The organism is Saccharopolyspora sp. NPDC050389, from assembly GCF_040655595.1.
Taxonomy (GTDB): domain Bacteria; phylum Actinomycetota; class Actinomycetes; order Mycobacteriales; family Pseudonocardiaceae; genus Saccharopolyspora.
Window position 1 is genome coordinate 72,289 of record NZ_JBFAKG010000010.1, and the last position, 14,916, is coordinate 87,204.

Below are 14,916 nucleotides of genomic sequence, written 5' to 3' on the forward strand. Positions count from 1 at the left end.
GCGCACGAACCGCAAAACCCTTGCACGGCCGCGAAAGCGCGGCGGGCAGGTCTCAGCGCCGGTTCAGCCGCTCCCTGAGCAGCGGCGGCAGCTTGGACTCGTCGGGGGCCAGCTTCTCTGCGCTGATCTCCCCGTTCAGCATGGCTTTCACGTCCAGCCCGGGCGGCATCATCGGCGTCATGATCTCCGCGAGCTGGTCGTTCAGCTTGGCCCGGGCGTCGGCGATCGTGCTGGTCACCAGCTCTGACAACTCGTTCTTCGCCAGCCGGCGGTACGCGCTGGACAGGAACTTCAGCTCGGTGATCACTCCCTGCGGGCCGACCGTGACCGATAGCTCGCGACGCGGGGACACCGCGGTCGCCGAGGCCTCGCTCATCCGCCGCTGCGACTCGGCGAGGCCGGTGACCTGGCGTTCGTACTCCTCCCGCAACATCTCCACATTGCGACGATCCACTTCGGACATTCGAGCCTCCTGAAAGCTTTCCGAATCAAGTCAACGGCACGACAAGCAGCTCCCGGTCGACATGGGTCGACCAGGAGCCCTCCGGGCACGAGGTCTGCCCGGACCGCCACCTCAGCCGACCGAGGCCAGCCCACCGACCGCGGGCACGACCCGCGCCAGGCCCGCCAGGTCGGCGGCGGCCAGCGTGCGCGAAGCCGCCATCCTGGCCAGGTGCCGGGAGAGCTGGTGAACGCCGTGCACCGTGCTCTCCCCGGACGCCTCGATGTGCGCGCGCAACGCTGCGCACACATCGTCGGGCACCTCGTGGCCGCGTTCGCGCAGCTGCCGGATCGCGATGGCGGCCAGGTCAGCCGCGGAGTACGCGTCGATCTCCCACCACTCCCCGAAGGAGTCGCGCAGCTGCGGCACGCTCCCGAACAGGCGCTCCACGCCTGGGCGGGTGCCGGTCAGCACCACCACCGGATCGGCGGCGTGATGGCGCAAGGCGACCAGCAGCGCCTCCGCCTCCTCCGGCTGGGGCTCGCCGTCCGCGTCGACATCCACCACGAGGAGTCCGCCCTGCGCGTCCTGGAACGCCCGGTGCGCCAACGTTTCCGCCTGTCCCGGCCACCCCGGGCGCAGGTCCTCGGTGAGCGAGGTCCGCACCACCTGGCCGATGCCGACCAACCCCAGCTCGGCAAGCCCCTGGGCGTAGAGCCGGGCGAGTTCCCGCCTGCCGCTGCCCCGCGGTCCGGTCAGCACCGCGTTGCCGTGCTGCCCGATGGCCCGGCGGTGATTCTTGCGCTCGCACAGCGAAACGAGCAACGCGGCGACCGACTGGCGCGGGCCTTCGAGCCCGATCAGGTCGGACATCCGCCGCCACGCCCGGCTGGCCTGCACCGCCGAGGTGGGATCGGTGGCGGTGTCCGGGGATGCCGTCTCCTCGGCGGGCAGTTGTTCCAGCATCGCGCTCTGCGGGGCGATGTCCGCCGCCGTCAGCCGGCTGAAGTCGGTGTCCCTGGCGGGCGGGCTCTGGGCGAGCCGCGATGCCTGGGTGCTGATCATCGACTCGAAGAGCTTGCGGGCGACGCGACCGTTGCCGAAGGTCTCCCCCTTGGGCACCCGGGTGAAGTACCCGGTCAGCTCCTCCACCGCGTCGTCGGTGAGCTCGTAGTAGTGCTTGCGGCAGAGGTTGGTCGTGATCGTGACCAGTTCTTCGACGCTGTAGTTCGGGAACTCGATGGTCCGGGTGAACCGGGAGGCCAGACCGGGGTTGGACTGGAGGAACTTCTCCATCAGCTCGGAATAGCCGGCGACGATCACCACCAGCTCGTCGCGGTGGTCCTCCATCATCTTCATCAGCGCGTCCACGGCCTCCTGGCCGAAGTCCGGGCCGACGCCGCCGGTGCTGGCGGTCAGGGTGTACGCCTCGTCGATGAACAGCACCCCGCCGATCGCCTTGGTCACCAGCTCGGTCGTCTTGATGGCGGTGGACCCGATGTACTGCCCGACGAGGTCCGCGCGGGCGGCCTCGATCATGTGGCCGCTGGAGAGGATGCCGAGTTCACCGAGCACCGCGCCGTAGAGCCGCGCGACCGTGGTCTTACCGGTGCCGGGCGGTCCGGCGAACACCAGGTGCCGGCTCATCGGCGGCATCGGCAGGCCCATCTCCTGCCGCACCTGCGACATCCGGATCAGGTTGATCAGCCCGCGCACTTCCTGCTTGACGCCTTCCAGGCCGATGAGCGAGTCGAGCTCGGCGAGCGGGCCGTCGAGCACCGCGCCGCCCGCCTCGCGAAGGCTTGCATCGCCCTGCCCGGCCTCCTCGGGTTCCGGCTGCGGCCTGTCGTTCCCGGTCGGCCGCGGCGAGCTGCTCGCGGACTGGGTCACCAGGTTCTCCACCACGACCTGGCGGTCATCAGCTGGGCGCCGGACCGCCATGCCGCCGCTGTTCTTCACCACGCATTGGCTCAACCGCACCGGTTCGGCGGTCTCCAAGTGCGCGCCGTCCCCGCCGCTGTCGAGCAGTTCGCACTCCGCCAGCTCAGCGCGGGCGCCGTCGGTGACGCGGATGCCGTGCCCGCTCGCCCCACGAATGCGGCAGCGGGTGCCGATGATCGAGCCGCCCCGGTCGACCCGGACGCCGTCCGACGACACGTCGACGATCTCGGTGTCCCGCATCACGACCTCGGCGGAACCGACCGCCAGCCCGCCGCCGCGCAGCATCGACGAGGTCAGCTCCGCGCGCCCGTTGCCGGTGAGCGCGACGGCCGATTCGGCGCGGGTGCTGATCGTGACGTCGGTGAGCTTCGCCTTCGCCGTCCCGGAAAGCTCCACCGCCGTGGCGGTGCCGGTCTCGATCGAGGCGTAGTCGAACTCGACCACGCCGCCTTCGACCAGCAGGCCGGCACCTTCGGTCGCGTTGGCCCGGAAACCGGCGAAGTGCACCGACGCTGCCGTGGACAGCTGCGCGATCGCCTCGGTGGACCCGCGCACGGAGGTCTTCTCGAACCTGGGCGACGCTTCGCCGTCCACGATGAGCCCCACCGGGGAGTCCGCCAGGACGCACTCGATCAGCCTGGCCGCCGCCTGCCCCGTCACCTGCACCGCGTTGCGCCCGGCGCCGGTGAAGGTGCAGCCGCGCAGCACCGGCCGCGCGGTGCCCGAGATGTGCGCGGCCTGCACCGCGGCGCCGGAGAACGTGGACTCGGCGATCGTGATCGAGGAGCCGCCGGTGAAGTAGAGATCGACGTTCTCGCCGTCCTGCACGGTCAGGTCGGTGACGTCGAGGCTGCCCTCCTGTTCCACGACGATCGCGGGCTTCGCGGCGGCGGTGATCACGCCCTGGCCGATGACGCACCGGCCGCGCCCGTTCACGCAGATGCCGTTGCCGGCCGGTCGCTGGACCACGAACCGGCGCAGCGTCAGGGAACCGTCCTCGCCGACGACGGCGGCCGACGAGGCCACGTCGGCCACGACCGTGTCCTCCACGGTGCTCGGCGACGATGAGGTGATCACGATCCCGGCGCCGCCGGTGTTGGTCACCTCGCACCCGCGCATGGCCAGCGATCCCGCGCCCCTGGTCAGCAGGGCCGCCCACGACGAGCCCGCCACCCAGCAGCCGTCGAGGGCGACCTCGCCGTGCCGCACGTCCACCGCCGCGACGGTGGCGTCATCGCAGGCCAGCCGCAGGCCCCGGAGCTGGACGCCGCCGGCGTCGACCACCAGCGCGCTGCCCTCGGCGGCGTGCACCTCCACCGTGCCGGCGCCGTCCTCGGCGGCGATGCTGACCATCCGGTTCACGACGAGGTTCTCCTCGTACCGGCCGGCGCGGACGCTGATCATCGCCCCGTCGGGGGCCGCCGCGAGGGCCGAGGCGATCGTGGGGTGCGCCCCCGCCCGATCTCCGCCCACCACCAGCAGTTCACGGTTCATCGCCCGTCATCCTCTCTCCGCCGCCCTCGATGGTTCCGCGCGAAATCGGCGCTTCACCGGCATGCCCGTCATCGCCGCTACACCAGTCCCGGCATCCAGCCGAACCGGTGGGTAGCGGACTTCCCCACCGCGCCTCGGGGCTGAGCCGACGACCAGCGTTCGACGCAGCGCCGCAGGGACGTGATCGCCAGCTCGTCCAGCGACGGCCGCGCGTCCACCCGCCCGGATTCGTCCACTTCGGACTCCGCCAGCTCGCGGAGTAGGATCCGGCCGCGCGTGCCGTCCGCTCCCGACTCCGTCGTTTCCAGGACCTTGAAGCTGGTGCCGGGCACGAAGACGACGCGGTTGTCCACCTCGTCGGTGCCGCCCGGCTCAAGCAGCTTCGTGCGGCGGGCCGTCATCGACCACACCAGCACGTCGACCTCGCCCTGCTGGTCCGGGCTGGGCTCGGTCAGCGCATGGATGAAGCTCCAGTCGGTCACCAGCCGCCGCTGCTGGTAGCGCTCCCACTGCTGCGGGGTCGGCGACGCCGTGAACGTGGTCGCGCCCCGGTGCGACGGCAGCCGGGTCAGCCCGGAGACCACGCAGCGGGCGAAGGGCACGTGCGGCCCGTTCTCGCCCGTCCGCAGGGCCTGGTCGATCGCCTCGCCGCGCTCCGAGAGGTGCAGCCGCACGGCGACGGCATCGGTCAGCACGTCGGCGGACGACCGGCCGTCGGAGCCCTGGAAACCGGGGTGTTCCGAGAGGATCCGGGAAATCGAGTGGGACATGGTGTCGAAATCGCGGCTCAACGTCCGGCGCAGCCAGGCGCGCTCCTCGGTGAGGCCGTGGTCGGCCACCAGTGCCGAAGCCGCAGGTTCCGGAGTGGGCTGGAATCGCGGTTCGGCGGGTTCCTTCGGCGCTTCCGCGCGGCCTCCTCCGGCCTTGGCGGGCTCGGCCGGTTCGGCGGCCGGGGCGGGCTTCGGCGCCGAGGTGGCGCTCGGCGCGGTCGGTTCCGGGGCCGACGGCGCGGTGTCGGCCGACCGCGGCGCGGGCGGTTCGTCGATGGTGGGAACCGGCGAGCTCTCGAGCCGGATCGTCATCGCCGAGGCCGGGCCGGTTTCGGGCCGCGGCTCGGTCCTGGCCGCTGCGGTGCCGGATGCTGCGGTGCCGGATGCTGCGGTGCCAGGTGCTGCGGTGCCTGGCGCTGCGGTCTCGGGTGCTGCGGTGCCAGGTGCTGCGATGCCGGGCGCTGCGGTCTCGGGTGCTGCGGCGCCGGGTGCCGGCCCGGGGTCGACCGCTACGGCGCCGGATGCTGCGGCGCCGGATGCCGGTGCGGGGGCTGCCGGGGCCTCGGTGGCACCTGCGACGACGTCGTTGACCGGTGCCCCGGTGTCGAGGGAAATCCCGGCATCGACCGGGGTTTCGGCGACCGGGCTCGCGACGGCGGCAGGCCCACCGATGTCGGTGCGCACCGCGTCCTGCACCGCGGGCAGCCGCACGGTGTCGGTCACCGACGAGTTGCCCGCCGACTGCCCCGCCGACTGCCCGGACGACTGCGCGGCCGACGGCTCCGCCTCGGCGACCAGCTCACCCTGCGCGGGACCGACGATGCGAATCTCCGACCCGCCCACTTCCGAGGCGGGCACGATCCGGCACCGCACTCGGGTGGCGGGGTCCAGCCGGGCCAGCACGTCCTGGGCGAGCAGCCGCATGCGCTCGGCGCGCTTCTCGTCGGTGGCATCGAAGGCCAGGATGTTGACGTCGGCGCGCCACGGCTCGGCGCGCACCGCCGCCGCGTTCTGCGCGCCCTCCGGCGGGCGCACCCACAAGCCCGACTGCACGACCTCCAGCACCGCATCAGGCGTGTACCAGTAGACCGCTGGCGCGACCTGTTCCACCCCGCCGACCGGGATGCGGTGCGACAGCAGCACGGGGGTCTCCCGGAACGCCGGATCCGTCCTCGGCAGGTACCCGACCTCGCGGGCGAAGGCGTGCCAGCCGAGCCCGCCGTCCGCGCAAACCGTGTAGATGTCCGGGGCCTTCGTCGAGCCGACCGGCATTCCCGTGTAGCAGACGACCCGGGTTTCGAGCAGGTCCGCGATCGCCTGCCCGAGCGTTTCGCCCTGAGGCAGCCGGACGGGGCCGTACTGCACGAAGCGGACCTTCGCCCGGACCTGGTCGTCGAGCTGCCGCCAGAACCGGCTCACGTCGTCGAGCGAAAGCGGCGGCGTGCCCGGGCAACCGAGCACGACCGTGAGCACCTCCGGCTGGCAGGGCATGCCGCTCACCAGCCGCGACCAGTGCTCGCCCGACTCGGCGTCGCGGGCCGCGGCGTGGATCCACACCCCGCCCGGGATCGGGTCGGCCATGCCGACGGAACTGGTGGGCCAGGGGTCGGTGGCGCCGGAATCCCAGGAGGGGCGGGGAAAGCGCTTCGCCTCCCACTCCGGCGCCCGGCCCGGCCGGAACCGGACCCAGCCGCTGCCCTTCCCGGAATGGACGAACAACGTCCCGCCCGCGCCCCGGAAGATCGCCCCGTCCGGGGCCACCACGGTGCGCCCGATGCGTTCCGACAGCCACTGCCCGGTCAGGGCCGTGGCCTCCCGGGACCGGCCGCCGAGGATCAGCCGGACTCCGCGGCGCCGCCGCGGCAGCAGCTCGGCGACGGAATCCCAGGCCGCGACCGGGACGCCGACGGGCAGGTCGACGACCACCATCTCGTGCTCGTCGTCGGCGGCCACGGACATGGCCAGCGCCTGCGTCTCCGGGGTCATCTTCTGCTCCGGGCACACCACGAGCACGTTGCCGACGGTGTGCCTGGCGAGCGCGAGCTCCGGCATGCCGCGGCGCCGCCTGTGCAACGGGGACAACGAGGACCGTGCGGCCATCACTTTCATCCCTTCCTGGTCGCGCCGACCGCGGCCTGGCTCAAAGCCGGGCCGCTCGGCACGGTGGCGAGCAGATCGTTCGCGATGGGCCGCACCGGCACCCCGGCGTAACCCAGCGCCCGCATCGAGTCGTCGTCCGGCAGCAGGTACTTGCTGTCGCCGGTGATGAGGTAGCGGTCGGGAACGCGCCGACCGGGCGGGATCGGCAGCGCCGCCACCACCACGCCGGTTCCCGGTCGCAAGTGGACACCGCCCGCGGCGGCATCCGGACCCGCGAAGACCACCTCGCTGGCGACGCGCGGCCCGACGGGAGCCTGCCGGAGGCACATCGCGGTCGGGCCGTGGTCCTGCCACCGCGCTCCGCTGAGATCGGGGATCCTCCCGATGAGCGACCGGTCGGCCGAGCGCGGTGCCGCGGCGACGGCCGCCGCATCGATCTGGGCCGGTTCCGGTGAACCGGCAGCGACTTCCAGCAACATGAACTCGGTCCGGCTGATCGGCGCCAGGCCCTCGCGACGAAGCACGAACGTCTGCACATCGCCGTTCACGGAGCGCTGCTCGAAGAGCTGGCCCACCGGGTACGCCTTGCCGCCGATGGAGGGCCCCGACGCGCCCATGCCGTCGATTTGGGCCGACGCGAGCACCGGACCGTCCGGCAGCGCATCGAGCCACGGCTGCGGCGCCGGTACGGGCCGCACGGCCGCCATGCCCAACGCGACGGGCACGGTCGGCTCGGCCACCTGGTGCTTCGCGCCACCCCAGAGCACGTACTGCGTGCCCGCCGGCGACTCCACGAGCACGTACCGGTCCGGGGGCAGCGGTACGGCGGCAACGCCGGGATCGAAGTTCAGGCTCAGTTCCGGCGAGCCGGGCGCGACGTCGCCGACCGAGCCCGGCAGGCAGGTCAGCCAGTGCGAACCGGCCAGGTCCTGCGCCGACGGCAACACCTGCGGCGCGTTCGGGATGCCCAGCGGTGCGCCTCGCGGCGCGTCCGCCAAGGACGCCCGGGAAAGCAACGTCACCTTGGAGTTGGCATTCGGTCCCTGCAGCAGTTTCGCCGAGGCGTAGTTCAGCGTCGGGTGCAGCACGCCGTTCACGTTGACGTAGCGGGTGCCGGTCTCCTTCTCCACGACGATCGCGCCCTGCGCCCGCCAGGCGTTGTTGCCACCGGGGACGAGCCACCCGTAGATGCCGAAGCCGACCGCGATCAGCAATGCCAGCACCAGTCCGATGTAGATGCCGACCGCGGCCCGCCGGGCGGGCACCTCGGCGCTGGCGGGATCGCCGAGCACCAGGGCGGAACTCATCCGGCCCATCAGGAACTGGTGGGCGTGCACGTGGTCTCGCTGGGTCTGCATGGTCCGCCCCTCACCCGGCCAGTCCGCGCGCCCAGGCGTACACGCCGAGCAGCTGGAGCAGCAGCGGTACCACCGCGAGCGCGGTGCAGGTGTCGAAGATGTTCGCCAGGTGTCCCCAGATCGGCAGCATCCGCCGCGTCTCGGGCCGCAGCGTGGCCTTGACCAAGGCGAACAGCACCAGCAGCAGCCCGACCAGCAGGACCGTGCGCCATCCGGGCGGGAACTCCCGCGCGAAGTGGAGGACCACCAGGCCCAGGCCGAACGCGCCCGCCGCGGCCAGCGAAACCCGTTGCCAGACACCGAGGAAGTTGCGGGAGCGCAGCAGCACCGCGCAGGCCAGCAGGCTCACCATGGCCCACGAGATCCAGCCCGGCTCGGCCAGGATGAACGGGAACGCCCCGACGAAGACGGTGGCGGCGACGACCATCGCCACGCTGATGTACCGGTCCGCCGCCGCGGTCCGGGCGAACACGTCGTCGGCGGGCGCGGGATCGATGTCCTGCTGGAGGTCGTCGGCGTTGCGCGGCAGCTGCGGCCCGCGCAGGTAAGCGGCCCGGATGGTCAGCTTCGGCACGAAGACGACCACGCCGAACAGCACGGTGGCCAGGACCCCGGCGACCTGGCCGACCGTCAGGCCGAATCCCGCGCCCAGCCAGACACCGCCGATCACCGCCGCCGCCACCAGCAGCATCGTGATGAACGGCGCGTACGGGATCCCGTCGGCGGCGAACCGCCGCAACACCAGCAGGATGGCGGCGGCGACGGCCGCTCCCGCCGCGCCGACCACGATTCCCGTGGGCGTTGGTGCCGCTGCGCCGGGCACGCCGTCGGCCGCGATCAGCCCGGCGAGCCCCGCGAACGCGCAACCCACCAGCCCGGTCAGCCTGGTCAGCCCGAGGTCGTCCAGCTTCTTGGCGACGGGCACGGCGGCGGCCACGAAGACCACGCCCAGCCCGAGCGCGAAGCCGGCGTGCAGCTCCGTCGGTCCCGGACCGAGCAGGACCAGCCCGATCACCGCGGCCACCGCGGCCGACAGGGTGGTGAACAGGATGCGGCCGTGTGCGTGCTTCCAGCGGTCCTTGCGCTGGCCGACGGAAGTCGCGATGCCGTCGGCCAGGTCGTCGAAGTCCAGCTCGGGCAGCGGATCGTCGGCCGGCCGCAGGTGCAGCTGTTCGCCTTCCAGCCAGTCCAGCGTCTCCGGCGTGCCCGCCTGGTCCAGCGGCGCTCCACCGAGCCGCTGCAGCACCCAGGACCCCTGCTCGCCGCCTTGCGGTTGTTTCTGGGTGTGACTGAGCAGCACCGGCAGGAGATCGGCCACGGTGGTCGAAACGGGCACGGCGAGGTCGGCCTTGCCGTCAGGCCCGAAAACCGTGATCCTGCACAACTCAGCAGCTCTGGTCATGAGCCCTTCCTCCTGAGATGAAGCCTGTCGCCGAACTCGGCGCGCGGCGGCGTGGTTCTTGGCCGCGGTGGGGGAAAACCGGGAACGAGGTTCATGACGGGTCCCTACAAACCGGCCGGCGAGGCGGCGGTGGTGGAATCGGCCGTCACGAGGCCGGTCTGGATCAGCCCGACGCCTCGGCGGGTGACGAGCTGGGCACGACCGGGCGGCAGCTTGCGCGGCGCGGCCTCGCCGAGGAACTTCCCCTCTTCCTTGGGGTAGGACAGCAGCACGCCGGGCGTGCCGAGCTCCCAGAGCCTGCGCAGCACCGGGTCCATCATCGAGCGCATCGCGCCCGAGGTGCTCCGGGCGATGATCAGGTGGAGTCCGATGTGGACACCCTGCGGGATCATCGGCAGCAGCGGTTCCAGCGCCGAGCTGACGCCGCCCCGGCCGAGCAGTTCGTAGTCGTCCACTACCAGGAACAGCTCCGGGCCTTCCCACCAGTCGCGCTTGCGCAGCCGCTCCGAGGAGATGTCCTGTCCCGGCACCCGCTTGGTCATCGACCCCAGCGCCTGCTCGGCGAGCTGGAAGAGCGTGTCGGAGCTGAAGCCGAAGCCGACGCCGTACTCGGCGGGCACCTCCTGGTCGAGGTCCCGGCGCACGTCGCCCAGCACGATCTTGGCCTCGTCCGGGCCGTACCGCTGCCGGATCGAACGCAGCGCCAAGCGCAGCAGGTTAGTCTTGCCGGTCGCGCTGTCGCCGAAGACCATCAGGTGCGGGTGGACGAAGAAGTCGTGCCACACCGGCTCCAGCCGCTGCTCGTCGTAGCCGAGGCACACCCGGAATTCCCGCTCCGGCGCAGGGAGTTCTGCCGCGGGGAGGTGGGTCGGCAGCATCCGCACCGGCGGCGCGGCGCGGCCGGGCCAGAACGCCCGCACCTCCTCCGCGACGCCCTTGGTCGCGTCGGCCAGGTCCTCGGCCCCGGAGGTGCCGTCCAGGCGCGGCAGCGCCGAGATGAAGTGGAACCCCTTCGCCGTCATCCCGCGCCCCGGCTGGTTCGGCACGGTGGCCGCCTTGCGGGAGCCGACCTCGGACTCCATCGAGTCGCCCAGCCGCAGCTCGAACTTGGTGCCCAGCAGGTCGCGCAGCCACGGGCGGATCTCCGACCAGCGGGTGGCGCTGAGCACCACGTGGATGCCGAAGGAAAGCCCCCGGGAGGCCAGTTCGCCGATCTTCGTCTCCACGTCGGCGAAGTCCTGCTTGACCGTGAACCAGCCGTCCACGACGAGGAAGACGTGACCGAACGGGTCGTCGATCTCGCCCCGCGCGCGGGCCCGCAGGTACGCCGAGATCGACTCGAACCCGTGCTCGGCGAACAGGGATTCGCGGCGTTCCAGCAGCTGGGTCAGCTCCGCGATGGTTCGCACCACCCGGTCGTGCTCCATCCTGGTCGCCACCGAGCCGACGTGCGGCAGGCCGGACACCGACATGATCCCGCCGCCGCCGAAATCCAGGCAGTAGAACTGGACCTCTTCCGGCGTGTTGGTCAGCGCGAGCCCCAGCACCAGGGTCCGCAGCAGCGTCGACTTCCCGCTCTGCGGCGCGCCGGCGACGCCCACGTGCCCGTCGGCCCCGCCGAGGTCGGCGACCAGCAGGTCCCGCAGCTGCTCGAAGGGCCGGTCGACGACGCCGACCGGAACCCGCAGCACGCCCCGGCTGCCGGGGTCGTCGACGGTCATCCCGCGGGCGGGATCCGGCACCACGGTGGGCAGCAGCGTGTCCAGGCTCGGCGCCTCGGACAGCGGCGGCAGCCAGACCTGGCGGGCCGGCGGGCCGCTGCCCGCCAGGCGCCCGATGATGACGTCGACCAGCGAGGGAACGTCCTCAGTGGACTCCACCTCGGGCTTTTCCGCCGGCGCCTCGGTGGAATCCGGTTCCTCCTCGGCGGGCCGGATCGCGTGCAGGCTCGGGTACGGCTGGGTGCGGAACGAGACGACCTCGGAAAACGCCCGGTTCTCCGAAACGGCGACCGGGCCGTCGCTCGGCGGGCACGGCCCGGAGACGTACGCGCCCTTGAAGCGGACCAGCGTCGTGGTGTCGATCTTCAGATAGCCGTTTCCCGGATCGGACGGCAGCTCGTACGCCTTCGCGGCGCCGATGACCGCCCGCGACTCCATCGAGGAGAAGGTGCGCAGCGCGATCCGGTACGACAGGTGCCCTTCGACGCGGTGGATCCGGCCTTCCTCAAGACGCTGCGACGCGAGCAGCAGGTGCACCCCGAGGCTTCGGCCGAGCCGCCCGATGGACACGAACAGGTCCATGAACTCGGACTTGTTGGCCAACAGCTCGGAGAACTCGTCGACGACGATCAGCAGGTCCGGGAACGGCACCAGCTGCGCGCCGCCCCCACGGGCCTTCTCGTATTCGAACGAGGAGGAGAAACCGCTCGCCCGCAGCAGTTCCTGCCGCCGCACGAGCTCTCCGTTGAGCGCGTCCTGCATCCGGTCGACCAGCGGCAGCTCGTCGGCGAGGTTGGTGATCATCGCCGAGGTGTGCGGCAGGCGGTCCATCCCGAGGAACGTCGCGCCGCCCTTGAAGTCGACCAGCACCAGGTTCAGGATCTCGGACGAGTGGGTCGCGGCCAGGCCGGTCACGAGGGTGCGCAGCAGCTCGCTCTTGCCGGAACCGGTGGCGCCGATCAGCATGCCGTGCGGCCCCATCCCGCCCTGCGCGGGTTCCTTCAGGTCGAGGTCGACGACCTCGCCGTCCTCGGTGACGCCGATGGGCACCTGAAGCCGGGCCCGCTGCGCGGCGCGGGACCGCCACAGCGCGGGCACGTCGAACGTGCGCGGGTCGCGGATGCCCAGCAGGCTGGTCAGCTCGAAGTCGTTCTCCAGCGGCTGGTCGACGACGTCGACCGAGCCGCTCGTCCGCTTCGGCGCGAGCAGCCTGGCCAGCGACTCGATCTGCGCCAGGCTCAGCTCGTCGCGCTGCGCGGCCCCCGTGGCATCCCCCGCCGGGAACTCCACCGCGTCGCCTTCCGCCGTCAGGCGGAGCACTTTCGGGCCACCCGGCATCTTGCCGGTGAGGTCCAGCAGCACCACGTTGCGCAGTCCGCCGTCGAGCAACCGGGAGGACTCGGGGATGTCCGCCTGGTGCGCCACCACCACGATGAACGGCTCGACGACGCCCGGCCGGCTGCCCGGATCGTGGTCCGGCCGGTCGGTGATGTCGGGGCCGAGCACGTCCAGCAGCTCGTCGTGGTCGCAGGCGAACAGCCGCAGCGGGCCCGCCGGGTCCTGCATCGTCGGGTGCGCGTTGTGCGGCAACCACTTGACCCAGTCCCACTCCGGCTGCCCCGTCTCGTCGGTCAGCACGGCCACCCGGAGCTCGTCCGGCGAGTGGAAGGTGACCAGCTGGCCGAGGATGGCGCGCGCCAGCCCCACCGCCGATTCCTGGGAACCGGCGAACTCCACGCTGGTGAAGCTGCGCAGGCCGACCGAGATGGGGATGCCCGACACCGTCCGGTACGCCTCCCGGAAGCGGCGCAACGAGACCGCGGCGAGCGGTTCGAGGTCCTCGATCGGCTTCGTCGACGGCGCCGTGTACTCCACCGCCGCGGCCAGGGTGCCCAACCCGATCCGGGCCCGGCCGAAGTCGGTGTCGTTCGCGCGGCGTTCCCACAGCCTCGGCCCGCTCGCCACCGACCAGAGCCAGGACGGCTCGGGATGGTTCCACACGACCGCCCGCCGCTGCTGATCCGCGGCTTCCCGCGCCTTCTCGCGCAGTTGCGCGATGTAGCGCAGGAAGTCGCGGCGCTCGGAACTCATCTTGAGCTTGCGCTCCGCGCCGGCTCGCCCGATCTGGCTCAGGCCCATGATCAGCATGCCCACGCCCATGATGCCGCCCATCATGTACATCGCGGGCGACCTGCTGGACGACGCGAACATCATGACCATCGCCGCCGAGCCGATGCCCATCGGCAGGTACATGGCCGCCGAGCGGAAGTCGAGCGCCGCGGGCTCCGCCATCACCGGCGGCTCCTGCAGCTCGACCTCGCCTTCGGGCATCTCCGGCCCGGCGACCCGTGGCGGGCGCTTCACCGTGATGGTGCTCATGGGTGTGCCTCATTTGCGGTCGGCGAGTGCGGAATCTCCCCTATCCGATCACTCCGGAAGGCGGCGTGGCCGGTCCTGCGCCCCAGGCAGAGTTATCCCTCACGAGCAGGTCCGCGCTGGACCGCTCCTTCTTCTCGTCCTCCTCCTCGGCCTCCGCCGCCGCGGCCTCCGCTTCGGCCTGGGCCTGCTTCTCGGCCCGCATGGCGGCCGCTTCCTCCGGGCTCAGCGTCGGGCCGCCGCACATCAGCGGTTGCTCGTCCTCCACCGGTTTCCCGTTCCCCTCGGCCCACTTCGCGCTTCGCCAGGTGGCGTAGCCGTTGCCGGCCGACGCCGCGCCGGTCCACGGCTTGCTGTCCCGCAGCGCGTGGTCCGGTGCGGGCCGGTCGCGATCCGATTCCTCGGGGCGCGCGGTCACCGGGAACGGCACGAGCCACGGCAGGCCGTCGCTGGGCACGTCCCATGCTCTGGTGTCCTGCTCCGCCGCGTCGCGCCTGACGACCGGCACGTGGTCCTCCGGGGTTTCCGCCGGGTTCCCGGGACCGGCCGTGTCCTCGCCGGACTGTCCGACCGAGTCGGCAGGATCGGCAGGCGCCTCGGGTTCGGGGCCGACGCTCTCCCAAGGCTTTTCGCCGGCTTCCAGCAGATCCGAGGAATCCGGGCGCTCGGCACCCGAACCCTGACCACCGGCGCCCGGGGGCACGATCGGCGGAACCAACGGCATCCCAGCGGGCACCTGCTGCCCGTTCTGCGGCGTGCTCTCGCCCGGTGACCAGCCCTGCGGACCCGACGCACGCGGAACGCCTTCGAGCGGCATTGCCGCGTCGAGCGGAAGCGCCGGAGTCTCCACATTGGCCGGTGGCATGCCGAGGCCCGGGCCGCCCGGAACGGCACCATCCGGTGCTTCCGGTTCACCCGCGTTCGGACCGGTGCTCTCCCAAGGCTTCTCACCTGCGTCAAGCAGGCCCGAGGCGTCCGGGCGCTCTGCGTTGGAACCCTGACCACCGGCACCCGGAGGCATCATCGGCGGAACCATCGGCATCCCACCCGGAACCTGCTGCCCGTTCTGCGGCAAGCCCTGGCCCGGCGACCAGTCCTGCGGGCCCGCCACCGGCGGAACGCCTTCAGGCGGAGCCTCCGGCTCGCCAACGTTCGGACCAGCGCTCTCCCAGGGCTTTTCGCCGGCGTCCAGCAAGCCCGAGGCATCCGGGCGCTCCGCGTTGGAACCCTGACCACCGGCACCCGGAGGCATCATCGGCGGAACCATCGGCATCCCACCCGGAACCTGCTGCCCGTTCTGCGGCAAGCCCTG

Annotated in this window: 6 protein-coding genes and 1 pseudogene; all 7 read right to left on the reverse strand. The window is 72.0% G+C overall.

Annotation, left to right across the window (positions count from 1 at the left end; all coding sequences use genetic code 11):
• Positions 1-52: 52 nt before the first annotated feature.
• A complete protein-coding gene (locus AB0I53_RS08935) occupies positions 53-463 on the reverse strand; it encodes a YbaB/EbfC family nucleoid-associated protein (protein WP_358499359.1) in 411 nt (136 codons plus the stop codon).
• 111 nt (positions 464-574) lie between these two features.
• Entirely contained in the window at positions 575-3,877 is a 3,303-nt protein-coding gene (locus tag AB0I53_RS08940) for a right-handed parallel beta-helix repeat-containing protein (protein WP_358598778.1), read from the reverse strand.
• A 77-nt stretch (positions 3,878-3,954) separates the two neighbouring features.
• Positions 3,955-6,747, reverse strand: a complete 2,793-nt coding sequence (locus tag AB0I53_RS08945; protein WP_358598781.1) for a hypothetical protein — start codon at positions 6,745-6,747, stop codon at positions 3,955-3,957.
• 5 nt (positions 6,748-6,752) lie between these two features.
• Entirely contained in the window at positions 6,753-8,105 is a 1,353-nt protein-coding gene (gene eccB, locus AB0I53_RS08950) for a type VII secretion protein EccB (protein WP_358598784.1), read from the reverse strand.
• Between the two features lie 10 nt (positions 8,106-8,115).
• The gene (gene eccD / locus AB0I53_RS08955; RefSeq protein WP_358598786.1) at positions 8,116-9,507 is read right to left on the reverse strand and encodes a type VII secretion integral membrane protein EccD; all 1,392 of its coding nucleotides are present in this window, start codon (positions 9,505-9,507) and stop codon (positions 8,116-8,118) included.
• A 104-nt stretch (positions 9,508-9,611) separates the two neighbouring features.
• The gene (gene eccCa, locus AB0I53_RS08960) at positions 9,612-13,607 is read right to left on the reverse strand and encodes a type VII secretion protein EccCa (RefSeq protein ID WP_358598789.1); all 3,996 of its coding nucleotides are present in this window, start codon (positions 13,605-13,607) and stop codon (positions 9,612-9,614) included.
• Between the two features lie 40 nt (positions 13,608-13,647).
• Positions 13,648-14,916 (reverse strand): annotated as a pseudogene (locus AB0I53_RS08965) (hypothetical protein); the annotation flags it as partial.